The sequence below is a fragment of the Microcystis wesenbergii NRERC-220 genome, from assembly GCF_032027425.1.
Classification (GTDB): Bacteria; Cyanobacteriota; Cyanobacteriia; order Cyanobacteriales; family Microcystaceae; genus Microcystis; species Microcystis wesenbergii_A.
Genome location: NZ_JAVSJA010000001.1, coordinates 3,285,666 through 3,301,153, shown reverse-complemented (window position 1 = coordinate 3,301,153; position 15,488 = coordinate 3,285,666). Strand labels below are relative to the sequence as shown.

Here is a 15,488-nt window from a genome sequence, read left to right as displayed (position 1 = left end):
ATATTATATGGTTAACTATAAACTCTGATAGGTCGAGAACCATTTTATGAGAACGACTAAACATAAAAACCGACTCACGGGAGACATCTATACCGTAGCATCGAAGCCGCCGATGCACCTGGGCGGCAATAGTCCACCCTCGATCAATACAGCGTTCATTAAAACTGATGTTAGAATAAAAAAGCCAACGCACCCAGGGGTGCCAAGATGGGCGAATTGGTGGTTCTCGCCAGACAAAAAGCTTGACCAAAGTAAAATACCTGACAACAAGGGCGACATCGTTTGTAAATGAGGAATCGCAACATAATCAAGTTTTGTTATCTGCTGCCGGGCAGTCAGTGGATTTAAAACAGATGCTTGTGGAGGGGAATCTGGACGGGGTTTCAAGACAGAGATGACTTGGGACTAGACAAACCCGATGAAACAAGAATCTCCCGTCAAGCTACGCTGTGACGGTGAGAGTGTCAATGTAAAGCCGTGCTTCTAGCACGGGGTTTCCCACCCAATTTTTCTGATGAATTCGGCAAACTCACCTGCTCAGATTGCGATTATTGGCATGGCTGGACTGTTCCCAGGCGCCAAGGATCTGGCTACCTACTGGCAAAATATTCTCAGTAAGGTCAGCGCCATTCGAGAAGCCCCCGATGACTGGAATCCTGCCAATTCTTGCGATGATAATGGCGGATTATATACCTGTAAAGGGGGGTTTCTTGATGATATCGCCGAATTCGATCCCCTAGAATTTGGCATTATGCCCAACTCCATTGAGGGGGGCGATCCGGATCATTTTCTCTCCCTGAAAATTGCCCGGGATGCTTTGAAAGATGCCGACTATCTCGTTCGCCCTTTCAACCGTGAAAAAGCTGGCATTATCTTGGGGCGCGGCACTTACTTCAATCGGGGTTTTGGCACGGTCATCCAACATGGTCTGATCGCCGATCAAACCATAGAACTGTTACAGCAAATCGTCCCCACTCTCGATGCCGAAACCTTGGGCCGGGTCCGCCAAGAGCTAAAAGCCAGCTTGCCCCCCTTTAATGCCGAGATGTCCCCTGGATTAGTACCTAATGTGGTGACTGGACGCATTGCCAACCGCCTCGATTTAATGGGTCCTAACTACTTAGTGGATGGAGCTTGCGCTTCCTCTTTGATTGCCGTTGATTTAGCAATCCAAGAACTGTTGAGCGGTCGCTGCGACATGATGCTGGCGGGGGGAGTCCAAGCTTCTACACCACCCCAGGTTCACATGGTCTTCAGCCAACTCGATGCCCTCTCCCGTTCTACCATCAAGCCTTTTGACCAGTCTGCCGACGGAACTCTTCTCAGTGAGGGCTTGGGAATTTTAGTGCTCAAACGCCTAGCTGATGCCCAAAAAGACGGCGATCGCATCTACGCAGTTATTCAAGGTATTGGCACTGCCAGCGATGGCAAAGGTTTGGGACTGTTAGCTCCCCGTTGGCAAGGGCAGGTACTGGCCATCCAGCGAGCTTACGAGAATAGCGGCATTGATCCAGACACAGTTACTCTTGTGGAAGCTCACGGCACGGGGATGCCCTTGGGAGATAGGACAGAAATTAAGTCCCTCACCCACATCTTTGGCCAACGTCAAGGGGAGATGCCCCACCGGGCCATTGGTTCGGTTAAATCAGCGATCGGCCACTGCATTCCCGCCTCCGGAGCCGCCAGTCTGATTAAAATGGCTTTAGCTCTTTATTATAAAGTCTTACCTCCTACCCTCTGTCAGCAGCCTCACCCCTGTCTAGAGGAAGAAAAGACTTCATTTTACGTCAATACAGAAGCCCGTCCTTGGATTAACGGACAGAGCAAAGAACCCCGTCGTGCTGGTATTGATGCCTTTGGTTTTGGGGGCATCGATGCTCACGCCATTTTGGAAGAATACGATCGCTCCCCTGAGCTTCCAGAGAGGAAGCTGCCCTGTTCATGGCCCACAGAATTGTTCGTTTTTTCGGGAGATGAGACAGCCAATCTCATTGATTTAGTTGAACAGGTAGAGCGGCGGCTGCAGTCATCCCCCAATCTGCTCCTTTCTGACTTAGCTTATACCCTAGCTAACCGTAATCCTGGCCCTCACCGTCTGGCTATAGTTGCCACCGAGAAGACGGATTTACAAGCCAAACTCCAACTGGCCAAGTCAAAACTAGCAGAACCCGGGCGGACTCGTTTCCAGACTCGCAGTGGCATTTACTACGCTCAGGTACATCCGGAAACTGAAGTAGGTAAAACCGCTTTCCTATTTCCGGGAGAGGGATCTCAGTACACCAATATGCTCTCAGATCTCTGTCTCCACTTCCCGAAAGTGCGGGCTTGGTTCGACTTTTTAGACGATATATTTGGCAAAAATAGGAATTATCCGCCAAGTTACTTTATTTTTCCGCCACCCACAGGCTTGAGCGAGGAGCAACGCCTCCTAGCAGCCAAGGAGTTGTATAACCTAGATCTGGCAACGGAGACAGTTTTTACTGCTAGTATGGCTCTCTACGAACTGCTCAAAGATCTAGAAATCCAGTGTGACGTGATGGTTGGTCACAGTACGGGAGAAAATACAGCCCTGATTGCATCTGGAACTATCCAACTGGCCAGCCGCCGAGAAATGGGGCAGAAAATTCTCGAACTTAACCAAATTTACCTAGATTTGACAGCAGAAGACCGCATTCCCCGAGGGACTCTGCTCACTGTTGGTGCTGTGGAAACTGCCATTTTGGCAGAGATGGTCGCCCAATCTTCGGGGCAACTCTACCTAGCCATGGACAACTGTCCTAACCAAGCCGTTCTCTTTGGTAATGAAGATGCCATCAAGCAAGCGGCCAATCAACTCAGAGAATTAGGGGGAATCTGTACCCGTCTGCCCTTTGATCGTGCCTACCATACGCCCTTGTTTAACCAAGTGGCAGAAGCTCTCAGGGAATACTATCAGGGGTTGACTGTTGGACCAGGGCATACCCAACTCTACACTTGCGCTACGGCGGGTCCTTTCCCGCCAACACCACCGGAAATTCGAGAATTGGCCCTGAGCCAGTGGTCGAGCCAGGTGCGCTTCCGGGAAACGATTGGCCACCTCTATGAACAGGGAGTCAGAACTTTTGTCGAGGTAGGTCCTAGTAGCAATCTCAGCAACTTCGTTAGAGATATTCTCTCCGGGCAAGACTGCTTGGTTCTGGCCAGCAGCAGCCAACGTCGTTCCGGTCTCGAACAAATTCAACATCTGTTAGCCCAGTTATTTGTCAACGGTCGCGCCCTCAATTTTGCTCCTCTCTACCAATACCGGCAAGTGGACCTAGTAAACCTAGAGACTGCCTCTCTAGAAGCAGCAGGCAACGGTAGGCAGAAAAGGCTCTTGGACTTGACCATGCCCAAGATGAAACTTACATCAGCTTTTGTCCACACCCTTGAGCAGAAGCTCCCCTCGGTGCCGCCAGTGGCAACGGGTAGAGAGGGCCAAGTCCCAGAGAGTATTGAACTACCGTCAACTTTGCCGGTTTTCCCCCCAGAGAAGCCTCCTCTACAAGAGCAGATTTCTTCACCCAGTTTCTCTGCCAGCTTCCCCGATATTCGTCTTCCTGTCTTCTTGAGTCACTTGGATTTGATGGAGGAATTCCTCAATAGTCAAGCTAGGACGATCAGCAGTTTCTATACAAACCCATTCTCCCATCAGCAGCAAGAAGCGGTTGGTCTGCCTTGGGTTGATGTAGAATCTGTTCCCCTCAGCTTTTCAGAGGCTTGGCCTTTCCTAGGGGAGATTATTGAGAAGGGCGAAGGCTACCTCTACTGCCGGCGACATTTCGATCTCCACTGGGATGACTTCATTTATGACCATATGCTAGGAGGCCCCTGGTCCCATCGGCAGGCTGGTGAATTTCCCTTGCCCGTGATTCCCTTTACCGTCAGCATGGAAATTATCGCAGAAGCTGCTGCCTTTCTCTGTGATGGACAGCAATGGGTCAGTCAGGTTGACAACGTGCGTAGCTATCGCTGGCTGGCTCTGGAACAGGGATACTTGGTTCTCGACATCGTTGCCCAACTGCAAGAGCAATTAGCACCAGATATTTGGGATGTCCACGTCCAACTGTTTCAGCCGTCGCGGGGCAGCGAGCGCCGTTTAGTCTTTGAGGGTGATGTCAGGCTCACCTCTCAACTAAATCCATCACCACCAGCAACCCCTTGCCAGTGGCAGGACTCCCAACCCTCACGCTGGTCAGACGAGCAACTTTATACGGAAGGTATGTTCCACGGCCCGCGACTCCAGGGAGTCAAGCATATTCGCCAGGTCAGCCAGCAAGGGATTGAAGCTGATCTAGAAGTGATGCGCGTCGATAATTTTTTTAGAGATATTGCCAGACCCATCTTTCAGATTGATGCGCCACTTTTGGATGCGGCCGCCCAGTTAGTGGCCTACTGGGGTTCGGAGTTCTTTGGGGTGAATTTTCATACTTTTCCTTTCAGTGTTAGGGTTTTCGAGCAATATGCTCCTCCCTTGCCTGCCGGAACTCCCATCTCCTGTCGTGGTTGGTTAAGCTTTGACGGCGAGCGACAGCTTCAAGGTAATTTTGAGTTTCTCAACAGCGAAGACCTTGTGATTGCTCGCTTGGAAGGATTACTGGAAATCTTTATTCGTGTCCCTCTGGAGTATCATCAACTCCGCCGGGAGCCGCAAGTGGCCTACTGGTCCGAGCCTTGGCAAGAGGAAGTAGGTATGCTCTCCCGTCGGCTGACCTTAGTTCCCGTCAACTTTTTGGATGAATTGGGAGGGGTGATTAAATATATCATCGCTCACCTGATTTTCACCCAATCAGAGCGAGAATTTTGGTACAGTTTACCAGAGCAGGGTTCCGAGCGTAAGCAGTGGCTCTTAGGGAGTTTGGTGGCCAAGGAAACCATTCGCCAGTTTGCCTGGCAAAAATTTGACTTGGCTCTAGGCCCCCTAGACATCCAACTCTTCCCCACCGAGAGCGGTAAGCTGCAAGTGTACTGCCCTCCACTGGAGAAGATAGGAGTAGTGCCTGAGGTTTCAATCGGCCAGAATCAGAACGTTTTTGTTGCGGCTGTGGTTGAACCAAGTATTGATAATCAAGAAAACTAACAGGCAGCCTTTGACAATAGCAGCTAAGTGACTATAATGTAAACACAACATTAATTCTTGTTCAATTGTTGTTTTTGAAAAGTGAGGTTAATTAATTTATGTCTGGGAAACAAAGTTTAATTTTTAGCCAAGAAGATATCGAAGCCCAAGTAATTGCTGTCTTAGAAAATATGACGGCCGACTGGGAATTGGAGGATGGCGGCAAAATAGATACAGAGACTCGCCTCATGGAAGATTTGGCTTTTGAATCGATCGATGTGGTGCAGTTGGTAGTTGCCCTAGAAAAGAACTTTGAGCGCAAGGGATTGCCCTTTGAACAACTATTTATGAGGGAGGGAGACTACGTTGATGAACTTGAAGTGAAAGAAATTGTTGAGTTCCTGCACAAAAATCTGCAATAACTATAACAACTAATAGGAACTTGATACTCCCACGGGTAAACGCGTGGGATTCTTTGAAAGAGGATTTTTATGAATAAAGTTTTGATGCTTGGACTCGATGGAGCGACCTTCTCTCTCTTGAATCCTTTGATGGAGGATGGTATCATGCCATTCTTGCAGCAATTTGTCAAGCAGGGAGTGTGGGCAGATTTAATGTCAACCCCTAATCCTCTCACCCCGCCAGGATGGGTATCGATGATCACTGGCAGGAGTCCTGATGCTCACGGCATCCATGATTTTTTGTATCCTGAACAGGTTGGAGAACAAATCTTTCTCAAGGTCAATGACTCCCGCAATGTTCGCTGTGAAACAATCTGGTCGATGGCCAATCGCTATGGCAAACGGGTAACGGCTTTGAACTTTTTTGGCATGGCTCCTCCCCCGCCTCTTGACGGCTATTCCATCTCTGGTTTCGTCACTTGGAAGCATTTACGGAGTGCCACCCACCCCTCTCAACTAATTGATACCATCAAAAACTTGCCTAATTTTGACTACAAACATTTAGGCATGGATATCACGGAAGAAAAGAAAACCATTCAAGGCATACCGGAAGAAGAATACGAAGATTGGATCGCCATTCATTCCCAGAGAACGAAAACTTGGGCTGATTTACTCGCTTATCTGATGACAACCGATCCTACGGATTTAACTGCCATTGTCTTGGACAGTCCCGACAAGCTGCAACACTTTTTCTGGCGCTATCTGTATCCACCACTGATGGGGACTGATGCGGATCCAAAAGAGAGCCAAATTCGCGAACTCTGTATTCAGCACTATCGAGAGTTAGATGGCATGCTCGAGCAGTTGGTGAAGTTGGCAGGACCGGAAACTAATGTCCTTCTGACCTCAGACCATGGATTCGGCACGACAACAGAAGTTGTTTATCTCAATGAATGGCTAGCCCGTCAAGGATACCTAACTTGGGGGGAAACAGCCCAGACGGATACGGATGGCAAGTTAACAGCAGACAGGATGAAAGATCATCTCATGCTGATTGACTGGCAGAAGACCATCGCCTATTGCCCTACCCCTAGCAGTAATGGCATTTACATTAAGAAAGAGACTCCTCTCAATCATGGTGTTAAAAAAGAAGATTACCAGCAATTTTGCCAAAGCTTGCAGCGACAACTTCTTGACTACAGAAATCCAGCCGACGGGGAACCGATCTTTCTTGAAGTCACTTTAAACCGAGCTAAACTTGCTGGAAGACCAGAAGCGGAAAATTCCCCTGACATGACCGTCAGGTTGCGGGATGGGGGCTTTGTTTCCATTTTGAAATCCACAGAGGTGGTCAGGCCTAGAGTCAAACCCGATGGAACTCACCGTCCGGCTGGAATTTTCATCGGTTCTGGTCCTGATTTTGTCAGCGGCCAACACTTACAACCTCTATCTATTCTCGATATTACGCCTTTGTTGTTATACTGCTTGCAACTGCCAATTCCCACTAATCTAGAAGGAAGAGTTCCCCAAGAAGTTCTCAAACCTGAAGTTCTTAAGGCTCGTCCCATTAATTATCAAGACTTCTCTGACAGTTGGGAGCAGGAAAGTGACGAAGAGGAAGCAGAAATTTCTGAGACCGAAAAAGAGGCTCTTCTCCATCAACTTCAGTTACTGGGTTATATGGAATAAATCTGATGGGACATCTCCAAGAATTGAGTTATAACCGTTATGATACCGATTTAAAATCTCAGTTTCCGGAGATGTCTAATGTAACTTTCTCAACTTTACCCGTTAAAGACAATGCCTACAGTTCAAGTTGATCCAGTTCACCAGATATCTTTAAACTACCAATGCTTGGGAGAAGGGGAAGATTTATTGCTTATCCATGGGCTAGGAGCTAACCTAGCTTTTTGGTATCCCGGTATCGCTTCTGCCCTTGCCCAGCACTACCGCGTGATTATTTATGACCTCAGAGGCCATGGCAAAAGTACAATATCTGACTCTGGCTATACTCTGACTCGGATGGTACAAGACCTGCGAGTCCTGCTTGAGTATCTCGAAGTCGAAAAAGTTCATCTTGTCGGGCATAGTTTTGGAGCGAGGGTTGCTCTCCTTTATAGCATTTCCCATGCTCAGCAAGTTAAGTCTCTGACAGTAGCAGATACTCAATTACAATGCTTGCAAGCCAAGATGCGGCTGCGGGATTGGCCTCATTGGCAGAGTTGGCGACAAAAACTTCTAGAACAAGGAGCGCCCCTGCCGTCAGAAGATCAGATTATTGATTTTCACCTGCTCGACCAGTTAAATACAACTGTCAATGAACTGACCAAACCTTCCTTAAAAAACCGTGATATGGGCAGAAAAGGAAAGGAGCGATGGCAAAAATTGATGGCAACTGGTGCCAAGCAAGAATTTGAGCAGGAAACTGAAATAACGACGGCTAAATTGTCACAAATTATTCAACCAACTCTAGCAATTTATGGAGAGAAGTCTCACTGTCTGCCGACTTGCTCCCAGTTAAAGAACTTACTTCCCAATTGTTCGGAGGTAATTATTCCAGAAGTAGGACACTTTTTTCCCGTGATTAAACCCGATCAATTTGTGCAAGTGATCTTGAATTTTTGCCAGAAGGACAATCGGTTTTTAGAGAGAAAGTTGTTGGTCAGTCCAGCTTTAGAAAAATAGTAATAACTACTGCTTTTCTACAACAGCATCTCCGTCACGACTTGAGAAAATTGGGAACCAACAGTCCATGTCTAATCAACAGAAAGTGGCAATTGTTACAGGTGGCAGTCGAGGCATTGGTAGAGCGACTTGTTTAGCTCTTGCTGGGCAAGGCTTTTCTGTTGTCGTCGTCGGCACCAACCCTGAGCGCATTGAGCAGACTCTCAACTTAATCAATGATAAATGCAATCCTTCTCCAGCTTCCCATCTCGGACTAGCACTAGATGTTAGAAAGGAAGCAGATATGGAGGAAATGGTCAACCAAGCAGTCGCCCATTTTGGTAACATTGACTTACTTGTTGCCAGTGCTGGATTGGGTAAAAAAGTCAGATCAGATCGTTCCCTGCCCCGTCCGACTACTGAACTTTCCTTAGATGAATGGCACGATCTCTTGGAAGTTAACCTAACAGGAATATTCTTAAGCAATCGTGCCGTTTTGCCGATCATGATCTCACAAGCATCGGGTCAGATTGTGAATATTTGCTCGTCAACAACACCCTATGGTTTAAGGGGGGAACCTTACGCTCCCGCTTATTGTGCCTCCAAGTTTGGCGTGGTAGGATTAACTGAATCCCTTGCTGAAGAGGTGCGCCCCTATGGTATTCGTGTGCAAGCAATCTTTCCTGGTTTGGTAGAAACTGGCATGATTGCTAAAACTGCATTAGCCCGTCGTTATGGTGGACTACTCACAGTAGAAGATGTGGCAGCAATTATTGTTTATTTAACTCAACAGCAAGACGATACTGTAATTGTCCACCCCCACCTACTTCCTGTTTTAGAAAGATAATCGAGAGGATTGTCAAGGAGAAGATTCAATTATGAGCGAGCAAACAGGTTCTAATTTAACCGATCAAGTCACAATTATTACAGGAGCTAGTGGAGGCATCGGTCTTGCCTGTGCCAAGCGACTCTTGAGCCAACACCATAAAGTGGTATTAGTAGATATCAATCCAGAAAAATTGGCTAGTACCGTCGAAGAATTAGTTACAATTGCTGCACCAGAGCAAATTCTCAGCTTGGTACTTAGTGTCTGTGATGAAAATGATATGGCGGCAATGGCCAGCAAAACAGTAGCTCATTTCGGGCGGATTGACAACCTCATTGCTTGCGCTGGTATTCTGCGAGTGGGAGAGGATTTGAAAACAATCTGGCAAACCTCTTTGGAGGAATGGCGGGCAGTGATTGAAACTAATTTAACGGGGACTTTTTTGAGCAATCGAGCCGTTATCCCCACGATGATTGAACAGAAACAAGGGGATATTATTAATATTTCTTCAGTTTCTGGCCGTCAAGGTCGGCCCTTCGATGGCCCTTATTGCGCTTCCAAATTTGGCATTATTGGACTGTCTGAATCCCTGTCGGAAGAGGTTTCCGCTTGGGGAGTGCGGGTACAGACTATTTTACCAGATGCCATTGATACACCTCTGTGGAATCAAAATGGCCCAAGTGTGCCTAAACCAACTTACGCTCTTCCTCCAGAAAGGGTGGCTGAGTTTATTAGCTATCTTCTGAGTTTACCTAGAGATACTTTCTTGCTCAATCCCGTCCTGATGGCTTTTAAGAGCCGCAAAAAACGTCCTAAGATTAAGTAACGGACTGGCCTAAAAATGACACCCCCGCCGATAAATCGGCGGACTTCTGCTGACAGTAAGTTAAAGCTTACTAAGGCCTACCGAGCCAGACTTCTAGCCCTCCTCGCGGGTTGTCAGTATAGACCCACTTGCCATTTTCCCTCACGGCGATTTTAGGTGCAAAAGGATTGGCCGTACCCGCAAAAAATCCGTGGGGAGTCGAAACTAAATTTCGCAAGCCAATATTGTAGGGATTGCCAAACCCGTGCTGCTCCACTGGCAGCCAGTTTTCTCCGTCATAAGTTCGCCACAATTCAAACCCACTTTGATTTTTGATGAGATTTTCTAGTCCCACTTTATCCAGATAGCGCCGCGCTCGCTCTTCCAGTTTAGTGTGATCGAACCAGGAGAGAATAACACTACCATTACAAGTTCCTAAATAAAGCCAACCGTCATGAATTCCCATGTGCCAAAAATAGCCATTAAAAAAATTGCCAAATCCTGGCTGTAGATAGCTAATAGGGCGTTTTTCGCCTTGGGGAGTCTGACGGGGGGAGCCCACCACTAGCTCCCAACTATCATCGGGAAAAATGCGGATCAATTCCCCAGGTGCAGGTCCGATGCGATTGATAATATCATACCCAGAGTTTTGAATCGCACTCCCCACATATAAGGCATCGTTGAAAACCATCATGCAGGCCGCAATCTGGTTGAGCGGGCCGCGATAGGCTCCTTGGTCAATCACCTTTACCCACTTATAGGGGGGTTGGCCCAGACAGTCACTCCGCCAAACTTGGAACCCAGTACAATTGAAAGTACCTGCGTAAAGCTGATCTCGAAAAGGACAGACAGCAAACACGGCTTCATTGGTCGGATCACCAAAACCGTTAAGGCTACAGGGCTGCCATTTCCCTCCCAGAGGATCACTGCTTTCGTAAATAATGGTGTAGTCTGAGGTATTGTGCTTACTGTTGCGAGAGCCAGTAGGTGAAGTAAACAACTTGCCGCGAAAGGGGACTAAAAACCGGATGCTGGTAATCGGCAGGCCGACAATACCATATTCAGAAGCAGGCTGGAAAGTCTCTCCATCTTCAGACCGTAAGATTAAAGCTCCAGGCGCTCGGCCAGGGCAGGTACTCGCCACATACAGGGCTGGCTGGGAATCGGATTCTCCTTGGAAAACCATCATGTGGCGGTAGCCCATCTCCCTCGGCACCATTCCCCCCTCACTGCCCATTACCATTGGAGATTGGTACACATATCGCCATTCTTCGGTCACGGGATTGTAACGCCAGATTTGGGAGCGTCGATCTACTTGCTCATATAAGCCCTCCACATCATCGGGACATTCAATTGGCCAGACCTCAAGCCCCCATTCTTCAATGCAGCGATGCAATTTGAGCGCACAGAGCAGAGAGCGGGTTGTGCCGACAAATAAATGATTGTTAAACCAGGCCATTGAATGGGCATGGGTGTTGTGTCCATCGCCAAAACCATTTTCGCAGATCTGTGAGAAGTTATGAAATTTAAGTCCAGGAGAAGGAGATGGATCGAAAGGACGTTGTCTGACCGCAGTAACCATACTGTTAAATCTAGTTAATTAATGTTTAGCTTGACAACATCATATTAAGCAACCGCTCAGCGAGTGTCAATCAGCCAGTACCATCGACAATCTGGGTAACTATCGTGGCGGGGGGGCAAAAATCCCCCTAACAGGGAAAATCCAGAGCAAGGCTTGCTCTAAAGAACAGGGTTGGGACGATGGGACTGGAGTCACTGAGTCGATCCCTGACAATTTCACGACAATTGTGATAGGCTGGATTAGTCTAAGAAGTTCTTTTCTTATATGTCCACCACTGCACTTGCTTTTGGATTATGTCAGTCTTACAGCCTCTTTTTATTCTCGCTTCTCCCCGTTCTTTTACTTCATTGACTTGCGGTATGTTAGGTCAACACCCAGATTTATATGGAGTGGCAGAACTCAATCTATTCTATACTGATAATGTGAAAAATTATTTGCAAATATTTAGAGATGAGGGACAGTTCAGAAGGACTCACGGCTTACATCGAGTCATTGCTCAACTTTTTGCTGGAGAACAGACCATTGAATCTATTCAGTTGGCTCATCGGTGGTTGATGAATCGCTACCATTGGAGCAATGGAGATATTTATTGGGAATTATGTAAGAAAGTACAGCCTCTCAGGATTGTTGATAAATCTCCCGCTTATTCTCTGTTTCCTGAAAGTCTTGTTCGCATTCGAGAAACTTTTCCTGATGCTTATTTTTTACATCTAGTTCGCCATCCTAGAGCTCAGGGAGAATCTGTCATGAACCTGATGCCGAATGTTCGCTATGGAAAAATCATAGTTAAAAAAGTTTTTAGTATCTCTGATACGAAAACGGTTAACCCCACTATGATTAATACATTAGATACTTCACAAGAAAAACCAGTTCTTGATTATCAGTTTCTTTGGTATCGTATGCAGTATAGAATTATGGAATTTATGAAAACCATTCCCCCCGAAAGACAAATGCGCTTGCGAGGAGAGGACATTTTAGGTAATCCCCCCCATTACTTTGAAATGATTTCTAATTGGTTGAAAATCTCCTGGAGCGACGCGGCCTATGAAGCTATGTTGCATCCAGAAGACTCTCCTTTTTCTTCGCCTGGCCCCCTAGGAGCGCAGTTTGGCAACGACCCTAATTTTATGAAAAATCCAGTTTTCAGACCAAGAAATATTAAAATTCCTAAACTAGAAGGTAGTCTTCCCTGGCGAAGTGATGGCAAAGGATTTGCTCCCAAAGTTATAGAGTTAGCCAGAGAGTTAGGATACGAGTAAATTTTTGGTACTGCTTTTCCAAAATTTACTAATTAGGGTTTGCTGAATAACTGTGAAATACTTATGATATAAGGATTACAGCCATATTAAATTCCCAAAAAGTCAAGAAAAAGGGATAGAAAACGGCTAAAATTGCTAAAATACCCTTGCACTTATCCGACAAGAACAGATGTACCGAAAAACGAACGAGTCTTCAATTGCCCCAGAAAACTTTGAGTTGCCTTTTGAGGGAAAATTATCAGCAGATAATCGCTGGATAATAATGGCAGAGTTAATTCCCTGGGAAGAATTTGAAGAAGAATATGCCCAAAATTTTGACGAAGAAATGGGTGCGCCAGCCAAACCATTTAGGATGGCATTAGGAGCATTAATTATTAAGGAAAAATTAAAAACAAGCGACAGGGAAACCATAGAGCAAATCAAGGAAAACCCCTATTTACAGTATTTTCTAGGGATGTCAGCCTATAGTAATGAAGCTCTATTTGATGCGACAATGTTCGTTAATTTTCGTAAAAGAATCAGTAAGAATTTAATCAATAAAATTAATAAAAGAATGGTGATGAGAGAGAGAAAAAAGAAGGAAATTGCAGAAAAAAGTGAAAGAAAAGAAGAAGAAAAAGAGAGTCAAATAAAAAATAAAGGAAAATTAATATTAGATGCAAGTTGCGCCCCTGCTGATCTAAGTTATCCCCAGGATTTAGGGATATTAAATCAAGCAAGAAAGAAAACAGAAAACATTCTAGATTGTCTCTATCAAAATTTGAGAATCAAGCTGAAGAAAAAGCCAAGAACTTATAGAAAAAGAGCGAGAAAAGATTATTTAAAAGTAGCCAAAAAACGTCGTTGTTCTCAAAAAGAAAGACGAGAAGCTATCAAGAAGCAACTGCAATATATCAAAAGAAATCTATCTCAAATAGAGAAATTAATCGAGGGGGGATCAGAGTTAAGTAGTCTCAGCAAAAGAAACTACAAAATGTTGTTAGTGGTGACAGAAGTTTATCGTCAACAATTGTGGATGTGGGAAAATAAATCATCGAGAATTGATGATAGAATTGTGAGTATAACCCAACCCTAAGTACAGGACAAAAAGCTTGAAAAGTAGGCGGGAGTGGGGTTTTATGAGAAATAGCACTAATCTCGAAACCCCTATGAACCAGTATAATGCGTTGAAACAAGCTCTCAAACCTCATTTGCGATGGCACGGAGCAAGACTCTCTTTCCTCGCTCTATTCTTACTGGCTCTGTTGAAAGTAAAAACCGTCAACCTCAAGGAATTAGCCCTAGGTTTTGAAGGTCGGGTATTGGTAGAGTCCCATTACAAACGATTACAACGCTTTTTTGGGGACTTCGAGATAGATTACCCTGAAATAGCTCGCATTGTAGTCCAGTGGCTCAATATCCCTCAACCCTGGGTATTGAGTATTGACCGCACCAATTGGTCATTTGGTAGTCATCACTACAACATCCTCACAGTCGGCATTGTCCATGAAGGGGTAGCTATTCCCATTCTCTGGTGGATGCTCAAGAAGAAAAAAGGCAACTCAAACAGCGATGAACGGATGCGTTTTATTGAGGAGATGCTGAAGATTTTTCCTTCTGCGGAGATTCGTTGCTTGTGTGGAGACCGTGAGTTTATTGGGCTGGCGTGGCTGAGGTATCTTTTGCTTGAACCGATGCTGGCTTTCTGTTTAAGAATTCGGGCGACAGACAAGATTGAGTACAATGGCAAGCGGTTGGCCGCCAAGGTTATTTTTGCCCATCTTGCCATTGGTGAATCTCAACGTCTGCAGGGGAGTTGTCTAATTTGGGGTTATCCCGTTTCTGTAGAGGCTCTTCGCTTACCCGATAATTCTTTGCTCATCGTCATTGGACAGCCCGATTGTCTGGGTCTGATTCAGGATTATGCCCAACGTTGGGGTATTGAAACTCTTTTTGGCATCTTTAAGACCCGTGGGTTTTGTCTAGAATCTACTCACTTTACTGACCCAAAACGTCTGCGTAAGCTTTTAGCCTTACTGACTTTAGCTTTGGTCTGGTCTCTCAAGACAGGATTGGAGATACATCATCTTAATCCAATTCCTATCAAGAAACATGGTCGCCGAGCAAAAAGCCTCTTTCGGCTAGGTTTAGACCACCTTCGTCATCTTATTCTCAATCCTTCATTACCTAACTTTTCTCTTTTTCTCCAGTCCTTACATTTTTTGTCCTGTACTTAGAACCCAACCACACATCCGCCCTATCGTTAGAGGAAAAGCAGGAAAACCAGTTGAATTTGGAGCAAAAATCTCAGTAAGCTGTTTTGAGAGTTATGTATTTTTAGACCATTTAAGTTGGGATAATTTTAATGAATCTGGGGACTTACAAGCGCAAGTAGAAGAGTATAAAGAATTCACAGGATATTATCCAGAATCAGTTCATGTTGATAAAATTTATCGAACTAGAAAAAATCTAGCTTGGTGTAAAGAAAGAGGAATTAGAATCAGTGGAGTTCCTCTAGGAAGACCACCTAAAAATATTAGTAAAGAAACTAAAAAACAAGCTCTTGAGGATGAAGGAATTCGGAATGCAATTGAAGGTAAATTTGGTCAAGCAAAAAGAAGATATAGTCTTGATTGTATCATGACAAAACTTGATAAAACTTCAGAAACTGACCTTGCCATTACTTTTTTAGTCATCAATCTTTCTAACCTGCTTAGACAGGTTAACTGTCTTTTTTTGTCCCTATTTCTTTATACATCTAAATTTAGCTTTATTCATCCCTCTTTGATTAGAAAAGATGATAAAAAAGCTGATTTCTCAACAGAAAAACTTATCTTAAATTCGGGCTGATTTTTGAGAGTTTTTGTTTTTTACTTTTTCAGCAAACCCTAATTA

9 protein-coding genes and 2 pseudogenes are annotated in these 15,488 nt (G+C 45.4%); 10 read left to right on the top strand and 1 reads right to left on the bottom strand.

Annotation, left to right across the window (positions count from 1 at the left end):
* Positions 1 to 514: 514 nt before the first annotated feature.
* The 6 genes from RAM70_RS16195 (at position 515) to RAM70_RS16170 (ending at position 9,794) form a co-directional block, all read left to right on the top strand.
* A complete protein-coding gene (locus tag RAM70_RS16195; protein WP_312674629.1) occupies positions 515 to 5,098 on the top strand; it encodes a type I polyketide synthase in 4,584 nt (1,527 codons plus the stop codon).
* Between the two features lie 98 nt (positions 5,099 to 5,196).
* Entirely contained in the window at positions 5,197 to 5,499 is a 303-nt protein-coding gene (locus RAM70_RS16190) for an acyl carrier protein (RefSeq protein WP_045357582.1), read from the top strand.
* 69 nt (positions 5,500 to 5,568) lie between these two features.
* Positions 5,569 to 7,167 (top strand): alkaline phosphatase family protein, encoded by a 1,599-nt coding sequence (locus RAM70_RS16185; protein ID WP_312674627.1) that lies wholly within the window; start codon positions 5,569 to 5,571, stop codon positions 7,165 to 7,167.
* 111 nt (positions 7,168 to 7,278) lie between these two features.
* Positions 7,279 to 8,163 (top strand): alpha/beta fold hydrolase, encoded by an 885-nt coding sequence (locus RAM70_RS16180; RefSeq protein ID WP_045357578.1) that lies wholly within the window; start codon positions 7,279 to 7,281, stop codon positions 8,161 to 8,163.
* A gap of 67 nt (positions 8,164 to 8,230) precedes the next feature.
* Positions 8,231 to 8,989: an SDR family oxidoreductase gene (locus RAM70_RS16175; RefSeq protein ID WP_002751234.1), complete on the top strand. Its 759-nt coding sequence runs from the start codon at positions 8,231 to 8,233 to the stop codon at positions 8,987 to 8,989.
* Between the two features lie 31 nt (positions 8,990 to 9,020).
* Entirely contained in the window at positions 9,021 to 9,794 is a 774-nt protein-coding gene (locus tag RAM70_RS16170; RefSeq protein ID WP_045357576.1) for an SDR family oxidoreductase, read from the top strand.
* Between the two features lie 70 nt (positions 9,795 to 9,864).
* Here the strand turns inward: RAM70_RS16170 and RAM70_RS16165 are convergent, their stop codons facing one another.
* Positions 9,865 to 11,355: a hypothetical protein gene (locus RAM70_RS16165; RefSeq protein WP_045357574.1), complete on the bottom strand. Its 1,491-nt coding sequence runs from the start codon at positions 11,353 to 11,355 to the stop codon at positions 9,865 to 9,867.
* A gap of 293 nt (positions 11,356 to 11,648) precedes the next feature.
* On the opposite strand from RAM70_RS16165, the gene RAM70_RS16160 reads away from it, so the two are divergent.
* The 4 genes and pseudogenes from RAM70_RS16160 to RAM70_RS16145 form a co-directional block, all read left to right on the top strand.
* Positions 11,649 to 12,614, top strand: coding sequence for a sulfotransferase family protein (locus tag RAM70_RS16160; RefSeq protein ID WP_045357573.1), 966 nt, complete (start codon positions 11,649 to 11,651; stop codon positions 12,612 to 12,614).
* Positions 12,615 to 12,783: 169 nt separating this feature from the next.
* Positions 12,784 to 13,686, top strand: a pseudogene (locus RAM70_RS16155) (IS5 family transposase); the annotation flags it as partial.
* Between the two features lie 76 nt (positions 13,687 to 13,762).
* Positions 13,763 to 14,830: an IS4 family transposase gene (locus RAM70_RS16150; protein ID WP_045356388.1), complete on the top strand. Its 1,068-nt coding sequence runs from the start codon at positions 13,763 to 13,765 to the stop codon at positions 14,828 to 14,830.
* Position 14,831: 1 nt separating this feature from the next.
* Positions 14,832 to 15,443: pseudogene (locus RAM70_RS16145) on the top strand (transposase); the annotation flags it as partial.
* Between the last annotated feature and the right edge of the window lie 45 nt (positions 15,444 to 15,488).

What these genes read in the sequence shown, in the direction of transcription:
- RAM70_RS16195 (WP_312674629.1), top strand. Translation starts at nt 515, where the DNA reads ATGAATTCGGCAAACTCACCTGCTCAGATTGCGATTATTGGCATGGCT.
- RAM70_RS16190 (WP_045357582.1), top strand. Translation starts at nt 5,197, where the DNA reads ATGTCTGGGAAACAAAGTTTAATTTTTAGCCAAGAAGATATCGAAGCC.
- RAM70_RS16185 (WP_312674627.1), top strand. Translation starts at nt 5,569, where the DNA reads ATGAATAAAGTTTTGATGCTTGGACTCGATGGAGCGACCTTCTCTCTC.
- RAM70_RS16180 (WP_045357578.1), top strand. Translation starts at nt 7,279, where the DNA reads ATGCCTACAGTTCAAGTTGATCCAGTTCACCAGATATCTTTAAACTAC.
- RAM70_RS16175 (WP_002751234.1), top strand. Translation starts at nt 8,231, where the DNA reads ATGTCTAATCAACAGAAAGTGGCAATTGTTACAGGTGGCAGTCGAGGC.
- RAM70_RS16170 (WP_045357576.1), top strand. Translation starts at nt 9,021, where the DNA reads ATGAGCGAGCAAACAGGTTCTAATTTAACCGATCAAGTCACAATTATT.
- RAM70_RS16165 (WP_045357574.1), bottom strand. Translation starts at nt 11,355, where the DNA reads ATGGTTACTGCGGTCAGACAACGTCCTTTCGATCCATCTCCTTCTCCT.
- RAM70_RS16160 (WP_045357573.1), top strand. Translation starts at nt 11,649, where the DNA reads ATGTCAGTCTTACAGCCTCTTTTTATTCTCGCTTCTCCCCGTTCTTTT.
- RAM70_RS16150 (WP_045356388.1), top strand. Translation starts at nt 13,763, where the DNA reads ATGAACCAGTATAATGCGTTGAAACAAGCTCTCAAACCTCATTTGCGA.